This is a genomic window from Microbulbifer donghaiensis (genome assembly GCF_900129095.1).
Classification (GTDB): Bacteria; Pseudomonadota; Gammaproteobacteria; order Pseudomonadales; family Cellvibrionaceae; genus Microbulbifer; species Microbulbifer donghaiensis.
This window is the reverse complement of record NZ_FQVA01000001.1, coordinates 1,641,138-1,662,179: the sequence shown is the minus strand read 5'-3', so window position 1 is coordinate 1,662,179 and position 21,042 is coordinate 1,641,138. Positions and strand designations below refer to the sequence as shown.

Below are 21,042 nucleotides of genomic sequence, written 5' to 3'. Positions count from 1 at the left end.
TATGGGCGATTGTGTTGCCTTCTGCTGTTAGGATGGACGGCATTCGGCCGTACTTCAGGAGGCAATACCGTGACTCAATTACTGGAAAGCCTGCCGCTCTGGCTGTGGTTTGTGCTGGCGCTGGTGGCGCTATTTGTTGCTCGGCAACCTGTACATCAGGGCATCTACGCCCTGGCGCGTTTTTTCCACCAGTCCCTGCGCCTGGGCGCCAATGCAGTGGCGAATGCTGAACAGCGCCTGCAGGACCGCAACCGCGAGGTGCTGCTGGCGGCTGGCCGTGAGGCGGCAGAGCGTCACGTGGAGCGGGAGTTCGACCGTATCGAGCACACGATGAAAAAGGAGCTGGCGCAATATCCCGCGCTGCACCGCCGCCTGTGCGAGCAGTTGACCGCGATCGATGAGGATTATGTGCGCAGTGCCGAGGTACCGCCGGAGCCGACCAACTGGTCCAAGGCGATCAAGGCGGTGGCAGAGATTCCCGCCAAGAGCGATCCGGTGGTCGGCGACGTACTGGAAACCATTCACCACTCGATGCGCAAGGCGGAGGCGAAAGCGCTGGAGGCCTACCGCGAGTCCGCCCGCGAGCGCCACCAGCTGCTGAAACGCATGATGCCCAACTGGCGTTCGATGCTGTCCACGCTCGGACGGGTCAACAAGAGTGTCGACTCGGTGATCAGTCGCGCCAAGGTGCTCGATGGCCACATGGAGCGCTATGAGGAAATACAGCAGGGCAGCGACCGCGCTCTGCGTATGCTGTCATCCTCTTCCCTGAGCCAGTTCTTTATTGCTTCCTTCGTGCTGGCGATCGCCGTGGGCGGCGCGCTGATTAATTTCCACCTGATCGCGCGGCCGATGACCGAGATGGTCGGTGGCACCAGCTATATCGGCAGCTTCAAGGTGGCGGATATTTCCGCGCTGGTGATTATCCTGGTGGAGATCACCATGGGACTCTTCCTGATGGAGTGCCTGCGTATTACGCGGCTCTTTCCGGTGATCAGTGCGCTGAGCGACAAGCTGCGCATGCGCATGATGTGGGCGGCTTTCGCGCTGCTGTTTTTCCTTGCCTCCGTCGAGGCGGGTCTGGCCTTTATGCGCGAGATACTGATGCAGGAAGATCTGGCCGTGAGCGCCCAGTTGCGCGGCGGCGAAGTCGAGGCGGCGACCGGTGGGGTTTACTGGATAACCACCGCGGCGCAGATGGGGATGGGCTTCATACTGCCGTTTGCGCTGACTTTCGTCGCTATTCCATTGGAAAACTTTATCGCATCCGCACGCACAGTCATCGGCCTGCTGACCACTTTCTTCCTGCGTGTCCTGTCCGTGTTGTTGCGCCTGAGTGGTACCGCATCGCTGCGTTGCGGCTCGCTGCTGGTGCGGCTGTATGACATCGTCATTTTCTTCCCCCTGTGGCTCGAAGCCAAGTACATTAGCTGGCGCACTGCGGCGGCGGGCACGGCAACCGCTGAGGAGGCCTGATGAACAACCCGATAAAACATCTGATAGTCCTTGCCGGCGCCGTATTGCTGGTCGCCTGCGGCGAGCCGGTGGCGCGCAATCAGGGCGTGTATATGCTGATCGATACGTCCGGCACCTATACGCAGGAGCTGGACAAGGCGCAGCAGGTTATCAATTACACCCTCGCCAAAATGAATCCCGGCGATACCTTTGCGGTAGCCAGTATCAATACGGGTAGTTTCAGCGAGAAAAATATCAAGGCCAAGGTCACTTTCGATGACCGCCCCAGCGTCACCAACCGGCAGAAGCAGGCCTTCCAGCAATCGATACAGCAGTTTGTCGACGAGACCCAGCCCGCTGCCTTTACGGATATTACCGGAGGGCTGTTGCAGGCGGTGGAATACCTGAACGAAAAGGAACCGGGTCGCAAGACCATCCTGATTTTCTCCGACCTCAAGGAGGAGCTTAAGGAGGGTTATAACCGCGACGTGCCGTTGCAACTGGACGGTTTCAGCCTGGTGGCCCTGAATGTGACCAAGCTGCGCAGCGACAACCTGGATCCCAACGAATATCTGGGTCGCCTGCAGCAGTGGCAGAGCCGCGTCGAGGCAAGCGGCGGCAGCTGGCGGGTCGTCAACGATCTGGAACGGCTGGAAAAAGTACTGCCATAAAGTATTTCCGCATGTGCCCAGGGGCACTTAAGCGGCAGCCAGCTCGGGCTGCCGCTCCCGGCCGCGTTCTTGCCGCGACCGCAGGCAATTCTTAGTTTGATGACATCGGCGGACCAATGTTCTGGCCAACACTTTTCTGCGTATTACTTTTCCTGCTGTGGCTGTTTGCACGGTCGCGCCCCGCACCGCCCTCGCTGCTTTCCCTGCCGCAAAAAGAGGGCCCGCTGGTAATTTCCCACGGTGACGAATCGGGTAACGGTCTCTACCCGGGGAATACATTGCTGTATTTTCAGCAGATGGTGGAGCTGGGGGTGGACGCGCTGGAAATGGACGTCAACCTCACCGCAGACGGCCATTTGGTGTTGATGCACGACGCGCAGTTGGAGCGTACCACCGATGGCCGGGGGGCCGTACTGGATATGACCCTGCAGCAGTTGCGCCAGCTGAACGTGGGGCACAACTGGAGCCGCGATGGCGACAGATTTCCCTACCGGGAAAACCCGCTGCAGATAGTCACCATCGATGAAGTGTTTGCGGCACTGCCCGATACGCCGATGATTATCGAGCTGAAAAACAACAGCCGGCGGGCGGCGGAAGCCATGTGCGAAAGCCTGCGCCGGTCGGACAAGCGCGGCCAGGTGATTGTTTCCACTTTTCACCAGGGCGTCATCAATCATTTTCGCCGCCTGTGCCCGGAGGTGGCCACCGGCGCTGCGACACTGGATGCCATGCTGTTCTTTGTTGCACAGTTGTTGCACGCCGAAAGGTTATTGCGGCCGGCTTACCAGACCATGCAGCTGCCGATGCGCTACTTCGGCATCCCGGTATTCTCGAGGCGGCTGATGCGTGCGGCGAGAAAACTCAATCTGCATATGTCCGCCTGGACCGTCAACGAAACTGCGGATATGCAGCGCTATATCAATCTGGGGCTGGACGGCCTGGTCAGCGATCGCCCGGATACCCTACTGGCGCTGCTCGAGCGGGCTGGGCGGCGCTGATTGCCGCACGCCCGCTATAGCGCGCGGCAAGGAATTATCGAGTCGGGCCCGACGACCGAGACGCCTTGCGAATCACCGACTGCCAGGCGCCGGCCAGCAGTGCGCCTAGCTGCGCAATAGTGCGGGCCAGTATGCCGGCCTGTCGCTCGCCGGTTATCTCCTCCCCAAGCGGCTCCTCCCTGACGCGGAAGAAGGCGGCGTATAGTGCCGGCAGAAACAGCAGCGTCAGCGCGGTGGCGACGATCAGCCCGCCCATAATGGCCACCGCCATGGGGCCGAAAAAGTCACTGCGCGATAACGGGATCATCGCCAGTACCGCTGTCAGTGCAGTCAGCACAATCGGGCGGAAGCGACGCACGGTGGATTCGACGATGGCGTCCCAGGGGCTGAGCCCCTGGGCGATGTCCTGCTGAATCTGGTCCACCAGGATGACCGAGTTGCGCATGATCATCCCGGCCAGGGCGATGGTGCCGAGCATGGCCACGAAGCCAAACGGCTGGCGGAACAGCAGCAGGAACAGGGTGACGCCGATAATACCCAGCGGTGCGGTCAGGAACACCATGGTGGACAGGGAAAAACTGCGCAGTTGCAGCATCAGCAGCGTGATGACCACCAGTACGAACAGCGGCATGCCGGCATTGACCGACTGCTGGCCGCGCGCAGATTCCTCCACGCTACCGCCGATTTCCAGCAGGTAACCCGGCGGTAATTGCGCGCGTATGTCGGCCAGGCGCGGCCAGACTTCGTCGACCACTGTCGCCGGCAGTTGCGCGCCGTAAATATCCGCGCGCACGGTGACAGTCGGCAAGCGATCGCGGTGCCAGATCACCCCTTCTTCGAAACCGTATTCCAGCGTCGCTACCTGGTTGAGCGGCACGCTGTGCCCGCCGGAAGTCTGCACTGCCAGATTGCCGAGCTGTCGCAGGGCGTGGCGCTCGCCCTCGGCGCCGCGCACCCGCACGTCGATCAGCTCGTTGTCCTCGCGATACTGGCTTACGGTAATACCGGTGAGGGAGCTCTGCAGTGCCCGCGACAGGGAGGCGGAGTCGACACCCAGCGTGCGGGCGCGGGCCTGGTCGATGTTCAGGTGCACCGATTTGCTCGGTTCCTCCCAGTCCAGGTGGACGTTGGCCACGGCCGGATTGGCGCGCACTTTGTCCGCCACGGCGCGGGCCAGGTCGCGCACTTCGGCAATATGTTCGCCGGAAACGCGGAACTGCACCGGGTAGCCCACCGGCGGGCCATTCTCCAGCCGTGAAATACGTGAGCGCAGCGTGGGGAATTCTTCGCGCATCGTTTCGATCAGCCAGCGACGCACTTCCTCGCGGTTGTCCACGCTGCGTGTCAGTACCACGAACTGGGCCAAGCTGGCGGCCGGCAGCTGCTGGTCCAGCGGCAGGTAAAAGCGCGGCGAGCCGGTGCCGACGTAGGCCACATAGTTTTCCACCAGCTCGTTCTGATCCAGCAACGCCTCCAGCCGACTGGCCTGGTACTCGGTGGCCTGCAGGGAGGCGCCCTCGGCGAGCTTCAGGTCCACCATCAACTCGAGACGGCCGGAGGAGGGGAAAAACTGCTGTGGCACTAGGCGGAACAGCGCCAGTGAGCCGACGAAAATCGCCAGCGTCAGGACGATAACCGTTTTGCGGTGGCGGAGGCACCACTGCACCAGCCGACGAAAGCGGCGGTAAAAGGGTTTAGCGTAGGGGTCGTGTACTGCACCGCTGCTGTTGTGAGAGGCCCCTTTGGGTAAGAAATCAGGCAGCAGGCGATCACCGAGGTAGGGCACGAACACCACGGCGGCGATCCAGGAGGCCAGCAGAGACAGGGTGACCACCTGGAAGATCGACCGCGTGTATTCGCCGGTACCCGACTGTGCCGTGGCGATCGGCAAAAATCCCGCGGCGGTAATCAGGGTGCCGGTCAACATTGGAAAGGCGGTGCTGGTCCAGGCGAAACCGGCGGCCTTCAAACGGCTCAGCCCCTGTTCCATTTTGATGGCCATCATCTCCACGGCGATGATGGCATCGTCCACCATCAGGCCCAGTGCCAGCACCAGCGCGCCGAGGGAGATCTTGTGCAGGCCGATGCCGAAATAGTGCATCAGGGCAAAGGTCATCGCCAGCACCAGGGGGATCGACAGGGCCACCACCAGTCCGGTGCGCATACCGAGAGAAAAGAAGCTCACCAGCAGCACGATCGCCAACGCTTCGGCGAGCACCTGCAGGAACTCGCCGACGCCGCGCTTGACCGCCGCCGGCTGATCCGAAACCTTGTGCAGTTCCAGTCCCACTGGCAGATCCCGCTGCAGCTCGGCGAAGGTGCCGTCCAGGCTTTCACCAAGTTGCAAAATATCGCCGCCGGCCTTCATGGATACGGCGATGCCGATGGCGTCCTCGCCCATAAAGCGCATACGCGGTTGGGGTGGATCACTGAAACCGCGCTGCACTAGGGCGATATCGCCGAGCGTCTGGGTGTGGTTGCCGGCGGTGATCGGGAAGCGGCGGATCTCCTCCACCGACTGGAACTGCCCGCTCACGCGTATGCGCACACGGTCGCTGACGGTGTCGACAAAGCCGGCATCGGCGACGCTGTTCTGCGCCTGTAACGCGCTTTGTACCGCACTCATCGGAATGCCCAGGGAGGCGAGCTTGGCGTTGGAGATTTCGACCCAGATTCTCTCGTCCTGCAGGCCGAGCAGTTCCACCTTGCCCACGTCTTTGACCCGCTGCAGCGCCAGCTGCAGGCGTTCGGCGTAGTCTTTCTTCAGCGCGTAGTCGAAGCCGCTTCCGGTCAGCGCATAGATATTGCCGAACGTGGTGCCGAACTCGTCGTTGAAGAAGGGGCCGCGAATGTCCGCTGGCAGGGTGTGGCGAATGTCGCCGACTTTCTTGCGCACCTGGTACCAGAGGTCGGGGATCTCGCTGGAGCGCATGCTGTCGCGGGCGACGAACAGAACCTGCGACTGTCCGGGGCGGGAAAAGGAGGTGATGCGCTGGTAGTCACCTGTCTCCATCAGTTTCTTTTCCACCCGCTCGGTGATCTGGCGGGACACTTCCTCGGCACTGGCACCGGGCCACAGTGTATTGACGACCATCACCTTGAACGTAAACGGCGGGTCTTCACTCTGCCCGAGCTGGGTGTAGGAAATGGCGCCGAGCAGGCTGAGCACGAGCATGGCGTAGAGCACCAGCGGGCGGTTTTTAAGGGCCCATTCGGAGAGATTAAAACGCATGGAAGCTATTCCCTGACTGTAGGATGGGCAAAGCGAAGCGTGCCCATCTTCCGCGGCTTTGATGGGCACGTCGCTGCGCTCCTTTGCCCATCCTACAAAACTACCGGATTCGGATTTGTCTATTCCTGATGTGCAAGCGACCTGTCGAGGTCGATCGGGCGGTTCATTCTGTCCACCGGCCGCACCGCCTGGCCGTCCCGCAGCAGGTGAGTGCCGGCGGCGACAATCCAGTCATCCGGCTGCAGGCCGGTCAGCACCGGCACCTGCTCCTCCCCATAGGGACCGACGGTAATCGGCGTTTTGTGCAGGGTTTGCCGGAGCGGATCCAGCACCCATACGAAGGGCTGGCCACCGTCGGCGGTAACCGCGGACATGGGCACGGCCAGCAACTGTGCGCTGGCGCCGGTGTTGACGAAAACCCGCGCGCTCTGGCCGAGTTCTGCACCGACGACTTTGTTGTCGAAAGCTACCCGCGCCTCGAAGGTGCGGGAGGCGGGATCCGCCGCGGGAGAGAGTTCGCGCAGACGCGCCGGGAAGAGCTGCCCCGGCTGCGACCAGAGTTCCAGTGCCAGCTCCTGGCCTACCGCGAAACGGCCGATACCCTGCTCGGGCAGGTCGATACGGACCTCGCGCTCGCCATCTGCGGCCAGGGCGAAAACCGCCTGGCCGGCGGCTACCACCTGTCCGGCCTCGGCCTGGCGCTGGGCAATGACGCCGGCCTGCGGGGCTTTCAGTACGGCGTAGTCGGCCTGGTTTCGGGCAACTGCCAGTTGTGCGCGCGCCTGCTTGAGTTGTGCGCTGCTGGCGTCGAAGCGGGTTTGCGCGGTATCGAACTGCGAGCTGCTGACCAGCTGGCGTTCACGCAGCTTGCGGTAGCGTTCCAGCTCACTGCGGGCGAGACGCTGCTCCGCTTCGGCGGAGTGCAGGCGGGCGCGCGCGCTGTCCAGTTGCAGTTGCAGATCCTCGGCACTGAGCTCCGCCAGTGGCTGGTCTCGGGCCACCCGGTCGCCGACTTCTACCAGTCGCCGGCTGATCTTGCCGCCGATACGGAAGGCCAGGGCCGATTCGTAGCGTGCGTGGATTTCTCCGGGAAAGACATCCTGCTGCGCACTGGCGATCTGCGGGCGCACCATGACCGCGGGGCGCGGCTTTTCCTCATCGTTGTGGGATTCGGCAGGGGAGCAGGCCGTCAGGGCCAGACAGAGCGGCAGCGCCGCGAACAAAAAAGATCGGTACATAAAGGGTTCCCTTCCTTTACGGATGGTGTGGCAGGGGGATTGCCGCCGTGGCATCGGGCGCCGACCGGTGCGGCTAATGCTATACTGGCCAGTATAGTAAATTTATTAAACTCATGAGTCCAGTAAATGGAGCGCTATGTCTGAGCAGACTGCAGTGACCGCATCCCGCGGTCGCCCCAAGGATCCGGCCAAACGCCGGGCCATTCTCGATGCGGCCAAGGAGCTGTTCCTGACCCAGGGCTTTGCCGGCACCAGCATGGATGCGGTGGCCGCGGAAGCCGGGGTGTCCAAGCTCACTGTCTACAGCCATTTCTCCGACAAGGAGACGCTCTTCACCGCGGCGATTGAGGCCAAGTGCGAAAACCAGATGCCGCTGCCGATGTTTGCACTGGGAGAGGGTGACAAGGTAGCGGAGGTATTGAAGCGGATTGGCGTGGCCTTCCTGACCATGATCGACAGTGAGGATTCCATTCGCCTGTTGCGACTGCTGTGCGCGGTTGCGCCGCGGGAGCCGCAAATGGCGCGCCTGTTTTTCGGGGCTGGCCCGCAGCGCACTCTGGGGGGCATGGAGCAATTATTGAGGCGGGCTGCGGAACTCGGCATGTTGCGGGTCGAGGATCCGCCGGTGGCGGCAGAGCAGTTTTTCGGCATGCTGATGGGATGCCGGCATATGCGCGTATTGATTGGCGATAGCGAAGTGCCGGGGGAAGGGGAAATCCGCACGCGGGCGGAATTGGTGGTGCAGTCGTTCCTGCGCGCCTACGGCAAATAAAAGATTGCTTCTCGCCGGGTCGAAGATTTCGATCCGGCCCCGCTGCCGGTGGTCCCATGGGAAAAAACCTGTTCGGTAACTATTTCCCATGGGACCACCGGCAGCGGGACCTTGCCGCGTGCTATTCCCATAATCTGACAATAGATTTAAATGGTCGTGAACGCACTTCGGTGGAGGGCCTGCTATCGGCAGCCGTCCGGCAAATATTTACCGATCAGGTTTTTTGCCGGACGGCTGCCGATAGCAGGGCCGGTCGAGGCCCCAAAGGTCAGGTCTTGATGCGATAGCCGGTGCGGAAAATCCACCAGACGGTGGCCATGCACAACAGCAGGAACAGCAGGGTCATGCCGAGGCTGATGCCGACATTTACATCCGCCACGCCATAGAAAGACCAGCGAAAACCGCTAATCAGGTAGACCACCGGGTTGAACAGGGTGATCTTCTGCCACAGCTCCGGCAGCATATTGATGGAATAGAAGGCGCCGCCGAGGAAGGTCAGCGGCGTGATCACCATCAGCGGAATGATCTGCAGTTTCTGGAAGTCGTCGGCCCAGACGCCGATGATAAAGCCGAACATGCTGAAGGTGACGGCGGTCAGCACCAGAAAGCCGAGCATCCAGAAGGGGTGCAGGATTTCATAGTCGACGAAGAAGCGCGCCGTGACCAGGATCAGTACCCCGAGAACGATCGACTTGGTCGCCGCCGCGCCCACATAGCCGGCAACGATTTCGAAGGGCGACACCGGTGCCGACAGCACCTCATAGATGGTGCCGGAAAATTTCGGGAAGAAAATCCCGAACGAGGCGTTGGAGATGCTCTCGCTCAGCAGCGACAGCATGATCAGGCCGGGAATGATAAAGGCGCCGTAGCTGACCCCGTCAATCTCTCCCATGCGCGAGCCGATGGCAGCGCCGAACACGATAAAGTACAGCGACGTGGACAGGACCGGCGAAGCGATACTCTGCATCAGCGTGCGCCAGGTGCGTGCCATTTCAAATTTATAAATGGCGCGAATACCGTACCAGTTCATTCCTGAGTCTCCTTGGTCAACTGTGCTTGCTGTTCCTGGCGTGCTCCTTTCACGAGACCGACAAAGATTTCCTCCAGCGAGCTTTCACGGGTGTGCAGGTCGCGGAAGTCGATATTGGCGTCATTAAGGCGACGCAGCAGTTCGGCGATTCCGGTGTCGCTGCTTTTGATATCAAAGCGATATACCAGCTGGCTGCCGTCGGCGCTCAGCGTCAGTGGCAGGTCCGCCAGGATCTCCGGTACCGTCTGCAGCGGCTCCGGCAGGTGCAGGCTGAGTTCCTTTTCACCCATTTTCTGCATCAGCGTGTGCTTGTCCTCTACCAGTACCAGCTCGCCGCGATTGATGACGCCGACCCGGTCCGCCATCTCTTCGGCCTCCTCGATATAGTGGGTGGTGAGGATAATGGTGACCCCGGATTCGCGCAGACCGCGCACCATATCCCACATGTCCTGGCGCAGTTCCACGTCCACGCCGGCGGTCGGCTCGTCGAGAAACAGGATACTGGGCTCGTGGGACAGCGCCTTGGCAATCATGACCCGGCGCTTCATGCCGCCGGACAGGGACATGATGCGGCTGTCCTTTTTCTCCCACAGGGACAACTGGCGCAGCAGCTTCTCTATGTAGGCCGGGTCCGGTGCCTTGCCAAACAGGCCGCGGCTGAAATTGACCGTGGCCCAGACGCTTTCGAATGAGTCGGTCGCCAGCTCCTGTGGCACCAGGCCAATTTCACTGCGCGCCATGCGGTAGTCGCGCTGTATATCGAAGCCGCTGGCGCTGACACGGCCCGCGGTCGGATTGACGATGCCACAGACAATGCTGATCAGGGTTGTCTTGCCGGCGCCGTTGGGGCCCAGCAGGGCGAAGATCTCCCCGCGACGGATTTCCAGATCCACATTCTTCAGCGCGGTAAAGCCACCGGCGTAGGTCTTGCCGAGCCCCCTGACGGAAATAATCGGTTCCACTTTGTCTCCTTGGCAAAAATTTTTTCAGTTATCTAGCTGGTCGTACTGGCGCCGGATGGATCTACATCCTAGCGCAAAATGATTCACTGAGTGTTTCTGATTCTACGCCACAGTAAGGCTGTTGCGGAGAAACCCGCGAGCATTACCAGCAGTAGCCCCATGGCGGCAAAAGCGCTGGCGAGGCCGAACCGGCTGATCCACGGCTGGCTCACCAGCGGCGACAGGAATTGGCCTAGGAAGATACTGGCGGCGAGTCCGCCGGATACGCGGCCCCTTATGCGAGGCGGAGCCAGCTGGATAGCGGTGGCGAACAGGTGCGGCATCATAGTGCCCATGCCGATACCGTAAATTGCCGTGGCCGTCATCACCGAGTTGAAAGTTGTGGCAGTGGAAATGAGTGTCAGCCCGGCGGACATGATCGCAAAACTGAAGGCAAAAACTCCCAGCGGCCCGAGTAGCGCGCGAATGCGGCGATAGAGAAGCAGCGATGAAAAGGCGCCGAGCAGATTGCCGCCGGCGATTGCCAGGCCGGTCAGGCTCGGCTGGCTGATACCGATTTCCTGCAGCCGAAACGGCAGCTGGGTTGGAATCAGGAAAAATGCGAGGCTGTTCAGTAGCGCGGCGATTAAAAGGGCCGCCAGCAATTCCGGGCTGGCAGGGGTTAGGCCGGTAGGGGTGCCGCTATCCGATTCGCTGTCGCGGCGCGGTTCGTGCAGAAACAGCAATACGGCGGGCACCAGTGCCAGCGCGAGACCATAAATTGCAAAGGGTGCGCGCCAGTGGAGGTCGGCAAGCAGGCCACCGCCGATCAGAAACACCACGCCCCCCAAACTGATAAAGGCGCCTTGCTGGCTCATATAGATTTCCCGCTCGCGACCGGAGAAGTAGTCTCCTACCAGCGCGGTCACCGAGGTCATGGTGCCGCCCACCGCGATTCCGAGCAGCGCCCGGCCAGCGAGGATCCCAGCCAGGCTGTCCTGCAACAGTCCGGAAAGCCCGGCCAGACCATAGAGTAATACGGAGGCCAGCAGCAGTGGCAAGCGGCCGAAGCGGTCGGACAGGGTGCCGGCGATGGGGGCACTGATGGCAATAAACAGTGCCGGTAACGTAAGCACGAGGCGGGTGAGCAGTTCACTGTGGGCTGCCGTGGCGAAATGACTCTGCAGCGCTGGCAGTGATGGAGCTATGGTGGCTCCGGACATCACGGTCAGGGCCGCCAGGCACAGCAGGGTGATGCGGCGCGACAGCAGCGCTGCTGTCACAACGGGCAGGGCGGCGGATAAGGGCAGGGACTTCACCGGCTCGTCTCCTCGTCGATATTTCTCAAGGCAGACTGGGGTCCCTTCTCGTAGGTGTGCGCCAGATCTGTGGCCAGTGCGAGGCTCTGGGCCTGTGCCGCGACCAGAAATACGATAAAGCCGTTGCCGGGGACTGTGCGTGCGGCATGTGTGCCGCTGTTGGGGCGATTGTTCCTTGTCACGGTAATGTTCCTTCGGGTTGCATTTGAATGCGGCGCAGTGTAAAAGCTCAAGTTAACTTGAGGTCAATCCCGCGCGACGATAGAAATTCGCTATACGGGAGATGGGAGATCGCTATGACGAAAAGCAGCTGTGGATTGCGCCGGGAATTGACGGTGGGCGAGGTCGCCGAGCGCAGCGGCGTGGCGGTGAGTACGCTGCACTTTTACGAGAGTAAGGGGCTGATCAGCAGCTGGCGAACCGATGGCAACCAGCGCCGCTACGGGCGCGATGTCTTGCGGCGGGTAGCGATCATCAAGGTGGCACAGACTACCGGTATTCCACTGGCGGAGATTCGCGCTGCCCTGGAGACGCTGCCGAATAGTCGCACGCCCAATGCGAAAGACTGGGCGAAGTTATCGGCGCGCTGGCGCGAAGATCTGGACCTGCGTATCAAGCAACTGACGAGACTGCGCGATCGGTTGGAAAAATGTATCGGTTGCGGTTGCCTGTCGATGGATGGCTGTCCGCTGCGCAATCCCGGGGACAAGGCCGCCGAGCAGGGCAGCGGCGCCCAGTACCTGAAGCCCGCCTGAGCCGCAACGATCACATATTCAGGGGGGCGGTGATTCCACCACCCGTCGATAGTGTTCCACTTCGGGAAACGGATCGTAAAAGTGATGCAGCAGTGCCTTCCACTGCTGGTACCCCGCGGATTGCCGGAACCCTTCGGTGTGGTCCGCCAGCCTCTCCCAGTGCACCAGCAGCAGGTAGCGATGGTCCTTTTCCACGCACTGCTGCAATTGGTGGGATATATAGCCGGGCATCGAGGCAATGATCGGCTGTGCTTCGGCAAATGCCGCTTCAAATGCCGCTGTCTGCCCCGGCTTTATATCCAGGATGGCGGTTTCCAGAATCAACACTGCATGCCAAACAGTTTTTTATAGAAAGCCGCGGCGCCGTTCCAGGCATCCGTCGCCGCCGCCTCGCTGTAGGCGAGGGGAATGCCGAATTTCTCGCCGCGCTCGGTGGCGGCGGGGTTGGTGAAGCCGTGCTTGACGCCCGGGTAGCTGGTCAGTTCGAACTTGACGCCGGCAGTCTGCATTTCCTCGACGAAGGCCGCCACCTGTTCCGCCGGGATCATATCGTCGGCGCCGCCGGTGTACACCTGAATCTCGGTTTTGATGGTGCCGGGTGTCATCCTGATTTCGCTGCTCAGGTTGCCGTGAAAACTGACCACGCCCTGCAGGTCCAGCCCCATTCGCGCCATGTTCAGCGCTACCGCACCGCCGAAGCAATAACCCTGGGCAGCGATACGGCTTTGGTCGACGGAGTCGTTTTGCTGCAGCCACTCCAGCGCCGCGCGGAAACGCGCTTCGATGGCGCCGGGGGTATTGATCGCAGTGTTCATCAGCTCAGCGGCGTCAGCCGGGTTGTCCGCCTGCTTGCCGGTGCCAAACAGATCCAGTGCAAAGGCGGTATAGCCCATCGCGGCCAGTTTATCGGCCTGTTCGCGCACGAATTCATTGTGTCCCCACCACTCGTGCAGGACCAGAATGCCGGGCCGCTTGGCGCCGATGCTGTCGTCGTAGGCGAGATAACCGCTAAACGGTTGACCATCTACTGCGTAGTCTACGGTTTCACTGTGCATATACTTTTCTCCGCGCATCGATTTTTCAGTTCTGAAGCTTGTGCCGGGAAGGGCATCAGTTTCGCCAGGGCGCACCCTTGAGTTCCACCACATTGCCTTCGGGGTCGGTTACATAAATCGATGGACCCTCGCCCTCGGCACCGTAACGGGATTCCACCGGACCCGGCGCCACGCCCTTGTGGCGCAGATAGGTAATGATGGCCTCGGCATCGAAGGGTTCTATACGCAAACACAGGTGATCCAGGTTGCGGCCTTCCGTACCGGGCGGCGCGCCGCCGGCGCGACCCAGTTGCTGGTTGACCGGCACCAGGTCGATAAGACCGCTGCCGGCGCGCAATTGATAGAGTCCTATATCTTTCTGTTCGCGTTCCATGGTGCAGCCCAATACGCCCAGATAAAAATCCAGCATCGGCTGCAGATCTCTTACCCGCAGGACAATATGGTCGATTTGTTGAATCTGTAACATCGCTTAGATCAGGGGTTTCCGGAAGGGTTCTACGGTGACCCAGTCACCGGTTTCACAATTGCCACTGTGCTGCGGCAGCACGATAAAACAGTTGGCTTCGGCAAAGCCGGAGAGAATGTGGCTGCCCTGGATGCCGGTACTTTTGACGACCTGAATACCGTCGTCATCCCGGTAGGTGTAGCCCCGCTGAAAGTCGGTGCGCCCCGGTGACTTGCGGATCGGATTCAGTAGCCGTGCGCGGCTGGTGAAAGGCGGCTGGCATTTTTCCGCGGACACGCCCTGTAGTTTTTCCAGCGCCGGCAACACCAGTTGATACAGGGTGACCAGCGCCGATACCGGATTGCCGGGTAGGCCAAAAAACAGTGTTTCACCGTTTTGTTTCGGCAGGCGACCGAACGCAAAGGGTTTGCCGGGCTTGATCGCCAGGCGCCAGAGTTCCAGCTGGCCGAGTTCTTCCAGTACCGCGCGGGTAAAATCCGCTTCACCGACGGAAACGCCACCGCTGCTGATGATGATATCCGCGCGGTCGCGAGCCTGCGCCAGTGCGTCCCGTATCGCTGCCGGTTGATCCGGCAGGCAGCCGAGATCGATGATTTCCAGACCCAGTTGTTGCAGGGTGGCTTTCAGGGCAATGCGATTGCTGTCGTAAATATCCCCGATGCCGAGCGCTTCCGGAGCCGTGTCCAGCGGGCGCAGCTCGTCACCGACGGACAGCAGCGCGGCGCGCACTCTGCGCACGACGGTTACCGCGCCGACTCCAGCGGCGGCGAGCAATGCGATATCCGGCACGCCGAGTCTGCGCCCGCATTCGAGCAGCATATCCCCCGCACGCACATCTTCACCGCGATAGCGGACGTGGTCGCCGGCTTTCGTCGCTTTGTTCAGCAACAGTTGCCCCGCCTGCAGCTGCGCCTGCTCCTGCATTACCACCCGGTCTGCGCCGTCCGGCAGCGCGGCACCGGTGGTGATACGCACACACTCACCGCTGTTCAGGCTTGCGCGGTAGGGGTGCCCGGCGAGGCTCTTACCCACCACGACATAGGGCGCTTCACCGCAGAGGGCGTAGCCGTCCATGGCGGAATTGTCACAGGTCGGCAGGTCCAGCCTAGAGCGCGCCGGTGCGGCCAGCACACGGCCGCAGGCCAGTTCCAGCGGCAGGGATTCGGTTTCGCTCAGCGGAGCAATGGATAGTTGTAACTGCGCGCGGGCCTGATCCACGGAGAGCAGGCCCGGCTGGTGGCAGGTATCGGCGGTCATGGCGGGGTTCTTTTAATTATCGATGGTTACAGGACATTAGCGCGATAACGAGGAATTGCAAACCTGCGGTTGACGCTTTGCCGGCGGAGACGTGCGGTCGTCAGGCAACCTGCTCGTCCCGCGCCCAGCCGCTCATCTGCAGAATACTGGCGAGCTCCGGCTTGCAGGAGCCGCAATTGGTGCCACAACCGAGTTGCTCGCCGAGGCCCTCTACCGAGTCGATGCCTTCTTGTATGGCGTCGTCGATCTGTTGTCGAGAAACCTGCATGCAGCTGCACACCACCTGTGCGCCGGCCGGGGCATTCTGTAGCAGCTGTGCCGGCTCTGGCGGCAATGGCTGTGCAAGGTGCTCTTCCAGTGCGCGCCGGTCAGGCAAACTGCGCCAGTCGTCATCGGTAAAAATCAGTAGTTCCAGCCGTCGCCCATAGGCCAGCCAGCGCATGCCGCGGAGCGACTGCAGGTGTTGCCAGTGAAGGGGCTGGGACTCCATCAGGAGTTGTTGTCCCAGCGCGCGCCCGTCCAGCGGCTGGTGCAGCGCCAGCTCATAGCGATAGCCGCCTTCGCATGGCAGGCGATACCAGTGCAACAGGTCCGTATGCTGCTGCTCGAGCCATCGCTGCATGTTGCCGGCGAGCGCTTCCCGACACAGCAGGGTCGCGTAACTGTTGGCCGACAGCGGCCGCAATTGTACCGGCAGCTGCTTGAACTCGGGCTGGCCGGAATGGGGGTCAATGACCGGCTCGGCGAGCGCGCTGATGCGGCTGTCCTGCGCCAGTGTTTCGCTCCAGTGAATAGGGGCGAAAAGCTCGCCGGCTTTTTGCGCGTTTGTCAGTGACGCGCGACCGCGCATCCGACCGCGCGCGCTGCGCAGCTCTACCAGCTGGCCATCCTCGATGCCATAGTTTGCGGCATCGGCGGGATTGAGCTGAATCTCCGGCATCTCGCTGTGGTCAAGCAGTCTGCGCGCGCGTCCGCTGCGTGTCATTGAGTGCCACTGGTCGCGCAGGCGGCCGCTGTTCAGATACAGTGGAAACTGATCGCTGCGTCGCTGCAGCGGTGCGCTCGGTTGTATCGGCACAAAACGCGCGCGACCACTCTGCGTATAGAATTTTCCATCGCCAAACAGCCGCTGGCTGCCGTGGGGATTTTTTCTGTTGACCGGCCACTGCAGCGGTTGCAGGGCGTCGTATTCGCGCCGGCTGAGGTGGGCCAGTGCCGAGATATCGAAGGCGCGGCTGCCGCGGTTTTCGAAACCGGACAGCGCGGCGTGTTCGCGAAAAATTTCCACCGGGTGTCGATAGGCGAATTGTTCGCCGTAGCCCAGGCGTGTGGCGAGATCGCAGATGATTTCCCAGTCGTGGCGCGCTTCGCCCGGCGCCGGCAGGAAAGATCTTTGCCGCGAGATACGGCGCTCGGAGTTGGTCACGGTGCCATTCTTCTCTCCCCAGGTCGTCGCCGGCAGCAGCAGATCGGCACAGCGCGCGGTATCGGTGTCGGCGACACAGTCCGAGACGACCACCAGCGGGCATTTCTTCAGGGCTTGTTCGACCCGCGCGGCGTCGGGCATGCTGACCGCGGGATTGGTAGCCATGATCCAGATGGCTTTGATCTGACCGCTCTCCACGGCCCGAAACAGATCCACCGCTTTCAGGCCGGGTCTCAGGGCGACGGAGTTGGAGCGCCAGAAGCGGCTCAGGCGATCGACATTTTCGGTGGTGAAGTCCATATGCGCGGCCAGCATATTCGCCAGCCCGCCCACCTCGCGTCCGCCCATCGCATTGGGCTGTCCGGTAATGGAAAAGGGGCCGCAGCCGGGCTTGCCGATACGGCCGCTGGCCAGGTGGCAGTTGATGATGGCGTTGTTTTTGTCGGTACCACTGCTGGACTGGTTGATGCCCTGTGAATAGAAACTGACGGTCTTTTCCGTGGCGGCGAACAACTGAAAAAACGCTATGAGTTCTGCCTCCGTTACGCCGCAGCTCGCCGCTGTTCTGGTCAGTGACCAGTTACCGGCTTCCGCCGCAGCCGCGGCAAAGTTTTGCGTGTGCTGGCGAATAAATTCACCGTCCAGTTTGTTCTGCTCGATCAGGTAGTTGAGCAGACCGTTAAACAGCGCCGCATCGCTGCCCGGCGTAATCGCCAGGTGTAGATCCGCCATGGTGCTGGTGGCGCTGGCGCGGGGATCTATGACGACCAGCCGGGTGCCGGCTGCCTGCATACGCTGGAAGAGTATCGGGTGGGTCCAGGCGGCGTTGGAGCCGACCAGCACCACCAGATCGGCCAGTTCCAGATCCTCGTAACAACAGGGCACCGCGTCGGTGCCGAAGGCACGCTTGTAGGCGGCGACGGCCGACGACATACACAGGCGCGAGTTGGTGTCCACGTTGCCGCTGCCGATAAATCCCTTCATCAGTTTGTTGGCGACAAAATAGTCTTCGCTGAGCAGCTGGCCGGACAAATAGAAGGCGACCGAATTCGGGCCGTGTTCCTTGATCGTGCGGCGGAACTCGCGGGCCATAAAATCCATGGCGGACTCCCAGTCGCACTCCTGCCCGTGCAGCCGCGGCCGCAGCAGGCGGCCGCGCTCGCCGAGAGTGTCCGCCAGTGCTGAGCCTTTGACGCACAGGCGGCCGAAATTTGCCGGATGCGTTTCATCGCCGGCAACGGTCACCAGATCACCGGCACCGCGGTTCTTGACCGTGGCCGACACCCCGCAGCCGACACCGCAGTAGGGGCAGGTGGTGCACGACCGCTGTGCGCGAAAGGTTTCGCTGATGGTCATGGTCAGGATTTGTCGACGGCGATGCACACGCTCTCGCCGTCGAAGGCTGCCGGGTAGACGTCGAGCCTGATGCTCTCGTCCTCGATGCAGACGCCATCACTGAGGCGAAAGTGATGCTTGTACAGCGGAGAGGAAACCGTCAGCTCTCCGTCAACTTCCGCGACTATGCCGCGGGCGATGACACCCGCCTGCGCAATCGGGTCCCAGTTGTCCACCGCATACAGCTGTGTCTCCTGGCCGGGAATAAAAAACAGGGCGACACTCCTCCTCTCTGCGGAGTCTGAAAAGGTATCGCCCACAAGGGCACACACTCCGGAATCGGCTACCAAATCTGATCGCTGGCAGATTGGCAGCCACTGGGTGCGGGTTATGGCAACTTGATTCATGGTTTGCTCCTGGAAATTGATTTCTGTAGGTAAGTGGTTCAGGCCGGCTCGGCGATGCGCACTATCTCTTCCTGTCGTGCCGGTCGCGGCTGACTGCGTTCCTCGACAAAGACGATCTTTTCATCCGCTTCATCGCTGTTCACGAACTGGCGGAAGCGCTTGAGCATGTCCGGATCGTTGATTGCCGTTTTCCACTCGCACTGGTAAGTGCCGACCACGTTGGCCATCTGCGCTTCCAGTTCTGCACAGATTCCCAGCTTGTCGTCGATGATGACTTCGCGCAGATAGTCGAGACCGCCCTCGAGGTTCTCCAGCCACACCGAAGTGCGCTGCAGCTTGTCTGCAGTGCGCACGTAGAACATCAGCAGGCGATCGATGTACTTGATCAGTGTCTCGCTGTCGATATCCGTTGCGAACAGGTCGGCGTGGCGCGGGCGCATGCCGCCGTTGCCGCAGACGAACAGGTTCCAGCCCTTTTCCGTGGCGATGACACCGACATCCTTGCTCTGTGCCTCGGCGCATTCGCGCGTGCAGCCGGAAACCGCCATCTTGATCTTGTGCGGTGAGCGCAGGCCCTTGTAGCGGTTCTCGATCTCGAGCGCCATGGCCACGCTGTCCTGAACACCGAAGCGGCACCAGGTGCTGCCGACACAGGACTTCACTGTGCGCAGGGACTTGCCGTAGGCGTGGCCGGTCTCGAAGCCGGCGTCGATCAGTTCGCGCCAGATCTCCGGCAACTGCTCCAGCCGCGCGCCGAACAGGTCGATGCGCTGGCCGCCGGTAATCTTGGTGTAGAGGTTGTATTTCTTGGCAACCTGACCGAGTACGATCAGCCTGTCCGGGGTTATCTCGCCACCGGGCACCCGCGGCACCACCGAATAGCTGCCGTTCTTCTGCATATTCGCCATAAACGTGTCGTTGGTGTCCTGCAGGCCAACGTGGGGCTTCTTGTGAATGTGCTCGTTCCACAGGGAGGCGAGAATGGAGGCCACGGTGGGCTTGCAGATTTCGCAGCCGCGGCCGCTGCCGTGCTTTGCCAGCAGCTCGGCGAAGGTTTTTATTTCCTCCACCTGCAAAATGTGGAACAGCTCCTGGCGGGTGAACGGGAAGTGGGCGCAAAGGTGATTGTTGACTTCCACACCCAGTGCCGACAGCTCCTCGTCGACGACATTTTTCAGCAGCGCCGCACAGCCGCCGCAGCCGGTGGAGGCCCTGGTCGAATCCTTTACCTCCGCCAGTGAGCAGCAGCCGCCGCCGACGGCGTCGACAACCTGCCCCTTGCTGACGTTGTGGCAGGAGCAGATGGTGGCGGTAGCGGGCAGTGCTCCGGCGCCCAGTGTCGGGGCGGCGCCGTTAGCGGCGGGCAGGATCAGTTGCTCCGGGTGCTCCGGCAGGTCGATAGCGTTCAGGTGATATTGCAGCAGCTGATCGTAATCCTCGGTATCGCCGACCAGCACTGCGCCCAGCAGCTTTTTGCCGTGGGCATCGGTAATCATGCGTTTGTAGACGCCGTTCTGTTCATCGACAAAGGTGATGGCCGCGGCGCCTTCGGTGCGGCCGTGGGCGTCGCCGATGGATCCCACCTGCACGCCGAGCAGTTTGAGCTTGGTGCTCATGTCGGCGCCGGTAAAGCTCGCGGAATCACCGCACAGCTGCGCCACGGTATTGCGGGCCATGGCGTAGCCGGGCGCAACCAGGCCAAAGATGCGGTTGTCGTAGAGGGCGCACTCGCCGATGGCGAATATGTTGGCATCGGAAGTGCGACAGGAGTCATCGATGACGATGCCGCCGCGCTCGCCGATTTCGAGTCCCGCGGCACGGGCGAGATTGTCTTCGGGGCGGATGCCGGCGGAGAAGACGATCAGGTCTGTCAGCAGCTCTCTGTCGCCCTTGAAGCGCATGCGCAGGCGGCCGTCCACTTCCTCGATCATTTCTGTCGCGGTACAGGTGTGTACAGTGACCCCCAGATCCTGGATCTTGTCCTGCAATAACTGCGCGCCACCGGCGTCCAGCTGCATGGACATCAGTCCCGGCGCGAACTCCACCACATGGGCTTGCAGTCCCAGCTGCTTCAGTGCGTTGGCCGCTTCCAGGCCGAGCAGGCCGCCACCGACGACGGTGCCGACGCGGGCATCGCTGGCAGCCGCGCGGATCGCGTCCAGGTCTTCGATGGTGCGATAGACAAAGCACTTTTCATGCTCGCCACCGGGAATGGGCGGCACGAAAGGATAGGAACCGGTGGCAAGGATCAGCCGGTCGTATTGCCTGGCCACACCACTGGCGGAGATGACTGTCCTGTTTTCGCGATCGATCTCCACGGCAGTATCGTTCAGCAACAGGTCGAAGCCCCACTCCCGGTACTGCTCCAGCGTGCCCAGGGCGAGATCATCGGCGGAGCGCCCGGCGAAGTATTCTGACAGGTGCACCCGGTCATAGGCGGGTCTGGGCTCGGCAGCGAAGACGGTAACGTCGAACGCCTCCCGCTCGGCTTGCGCGGCCAGCTGTTCGAGAAAATGGTGGCCAACCATGCCGTTGCCGATAACGACCAGTTTTTGTCTAACGCGTGGTTCCGTCATTTGAGTTCCTGCCATCTTGTTCGGAGTGATCGGCAGGGAGGGGCGGGGCAACTCGGCACGGGCGCCTCCTCTTCTGCCGAAGAGTCCAGGCGCCGTTGCCTCGTTTGGG

Annotated in this window: 18 protein-coding genes; 5 read left to right on the top strand and 13 right to left on the bottom strand. The window is 61.5% G+C overall.

Annotated elements, in window-relative coordinates:
* Positions 1 to 69: 69 nt before the first annotated feature.
* From BUC36_RS06985 to BUC36_RS06975, 3 genes are all read left to right on the top strand, one after another.
* Positions 70 to 1,476 carry a hypothetical protein gene (locus BUC36_RS06985; protein WP_073273067.1) on the top strand — a complete coding sequence of 469 codons (1,407 nt, stop codon included), beginning with the start codon at positions 70 to 72 and terminating at the stop codon, positions 1,474 to 1,476.
* On the top strand, positions 1,476 to 2,126 hold the full coding sequence (locus BUC36_RS06980) for a vWA domain-containing protein (protein WP_073273065.1): 651 nt from the start codon (positions 1,476 to 1,478) through the stop codon (positions 2,124 to 2,126). Before BUC36_RS06985 ends, BUC36_RS06980 begins: the two co-directional genes overlap by 1 nt.
* 116 nt (positions 2,127 to 2,242) lie before the next feature.
* Positions 2,243 to 3,124: a glycerophosphodiester phosphodiesterase family protein gene (locus BUC36_RS06975; protein ID WP_073273063.1), complete on the top strand. Its 882-nt coding sequence runs from the start codon at positions 2,243 to 2,245 to the stop codon at positions 3,122 to 3,124.
* Between the two features lie 34 nt (positions 3,125 to 3,158).
* Here the strand turns inward: BUC36_RS06975 and BUC36_RS06970 are convergent, their stop codons facing one another.
* Together BUC36_RS06970 and BUC36_RS06965 are read right to left on the bottom strand one after the other, a co-directional pair.
* Positions 3,159 to 6,356, bottom strand: a complete 3,198-nt coding sequence (locus tag BUC36_RS06970; protein WP_084535676.1) for an efflux RND transporter permease subunit — start codon at positions 6,354 to 6,356, stop codon at positions 3,159 to 3,161.
* Between the two features lie 119 nt (positions 6,357 to 6,475).
* On the bottom strand, positions 6,476 to 7,594 hold the full coding sequence (locus BUC36_RS06965) for an efflux RND transporter periplasmic adaptor subunit (RefSeq protein ID WP_073273061.1): 1,119 nt from the start codon (positions 7,592 to 7,594) through the stop codon (positions 6,476 to 6,478).
* A gap of 136 nt (positions 7,595 to 7,730) precedes the next feature.
* Between BUC36_RS06965 and BUC36_RS06960 the strand changes: the two genes are divergently transcribed.
* The gene (locus BUC36_RS06960) at positions 7,731 to 8,366 is read left to right on the top strand and encodes a TetR/AcrR family transcriptional regulator (RefSeq protein WP_073273057.1); all 636 of its coding nucleotides are present in this window, start codon (positions 7,731 to 7,733) and stop codon (positions 8,364 to 8,366) included.
* Between the two features lie 268 nt (positions 8,367 to 8,634).
* Here BUC36_RS06960 and BUC36_RS06955 read toward each other — a convergent pair whose 3' ends face one another.
* From BUC36_RS06955 to BUC36_RS06940, 4 genes are all read right to left on the bottom strand, one after another.
* Positions 8,635 to 9,396: an ABC transporter permease gene (locus BUC36_RS06955; protein ID WP_073273052.1), complete on the bottom strand. Its 762-nt coding sequence runs from the start codon at positions 9,394 to 9,396 to the stop codon at positions 8,635 to 8,637.
* Positions 9,393 to 10,358 (bottom strand): ABC transporter ATP-binding protein, encoded by a 966-nt coding sequence (locus tag BUC36_RS06950; protein ID WP_073273048.1) that lies wholly within the window; start codon positions 10,356 to 10,358, stop codon positions 9,393 to 9,395. Before BUC36_RS06950 ends, BUC36_RS06955 begins: the two co-directional genes overlap by 4 nt.
* Positions 10,359 to 10,441: 83 nt before the next feature.
* Positions 10,442 to 11,656, bottom strand: coding sequence for an MFS transporter (locus BUC36_RS06945; protein ID WP_084535674.1), 1,215 nt, complete (start codon positions 11,654 to 11,656; stop codon positions 10,442 to 10,444).
* Positions 11,653 to 11,838 carry a hypothetical protein gene (locus tag BUC36_RS06940; protein WP_073273044.1) on the bottom strand — a complete coding sequence of 62 codons (186 nt, stop codon included), beginning with the start codon at positions 11,836 to 11,838 and terminating at the stop codon, positions 11,653 to 11,655. The genes BUC36_RS06945 and BUC36_RS06940 overlap by 4 nt, the downstream gene beginning before the upstream one ends.
* 114 nt (positions 11,839 to 11,952) lie before the next feature.
* On the opposite strand from BUC36_RS06940, the gene soxR reads away from it, so the two are divergent.
* Complete coding sequence (soxR, locus tag BUC36_RS06935; RefSeq protein ID WP_073273042.1) at positions 11,953 to 12,411, top strand: redox-sensitive transcriptional activator SoxR; 459 nt, start codon at positions 11,953 to 11,955, stop codon at positions 12,409 to 12,411.
* Between the two features lie 18 nt (positions 12,412 to 12,429).
* Here soxR and BUC36_RS06930 read toward each other — a convergent pair whose 3' ends face one another.
* From BUC36_RS06930 to nirB, 7 genes are all read right to left on the bottom strand, one after another.
* On the bottom strand, positions 12,430 to 12,735 hold the full coding sequence (locus tag BUC36_RS06930) for an antibiotic biosynthesis monooxygenase family protein (RefSeq protein WP_073273040.1): 306 nt from the start codon (positions 12,733 to 12,735) through the stop codon (positions 12,430 to 12,432).
* Positions 12,732 to 13,466, bottom strand: coding sequence for a dienelactone hydrolase family protein (locus tag BUC36_RS06925; RefSeq protein ID WP_073274655.1), 735 nt, complete (start codon positions 13,464 to 13,466; stop codon positions 12,732 to 12,734). Before BUC36_RS06925 ends, BUC36_RS06930 begins: the two co-directional genes overlap by 4 nt.
* Positions 13,467 to 13,521: 55 nt before the next feature.
* Entirely contained in the window at positions 13,522 to 13,932 is a 411-nt protein-coding gene (locus BUC36_RS06920) for a VOC family protein (RefSeq protein ID WP_073273038.1), read from the bottom strand.
* A 3-nt stretch (positions 13,933 to 13,935) separates the two neighbouring features.
* Positions 13,936 to 15,189: a molybdopterin molybdotransferase MoeA gene (moeA, locus tag BUC36_RS06915; RefSeq protein ID WP_073273036.1), complete on the bottom strand. Its 1,254-nt coding sequence runs from the start codon at positions 15,187 to 15,189 to the stop codon at positions 13,936 to 13,938.
* Positions 15,190 to 15,289: 100 nt separating this feature from the next.
* Positions 15,290 to 17,971, bottom strand: a complete 2,682-nt coding sequence (locus tag BUC36_RS06910) for a nitrate reductase (RefSeq protein WP_073273034.1) — start codon at positions 17,969 to 17,971, stop codon at positions 15,290 to 15,292.
* A gap of 2 nt (positions 17,972 to 17,973) precedes the next feature.
* Complete coding sequence (nirD, locus tag BUC36_RS06905) at positions 17,974 to 18,357, bottom strand: nitrite reductase small subunit NirD (protein WP_073273032.1); 384 nt, start codon at positions 18,355 to 18,357, stop codon at positions 17,974 to 17,976.
* Between the two features lie 38 nt (positions 18,358 to 18,395).
* Positions 18,396 to 20,933, bottom strand: a complete 2,538-nt coding sequence (gene nirB / locus BUC36_RS06900) for a nitrite reductase large subunit NirB (protein ID WP_073273030.1) — start codon at positions 20,931 to 20,933, stop codon at positions 18,396 to 18,398.
* Positions 20,934 to 21,042: the final 109 nt, after the last annotated feature.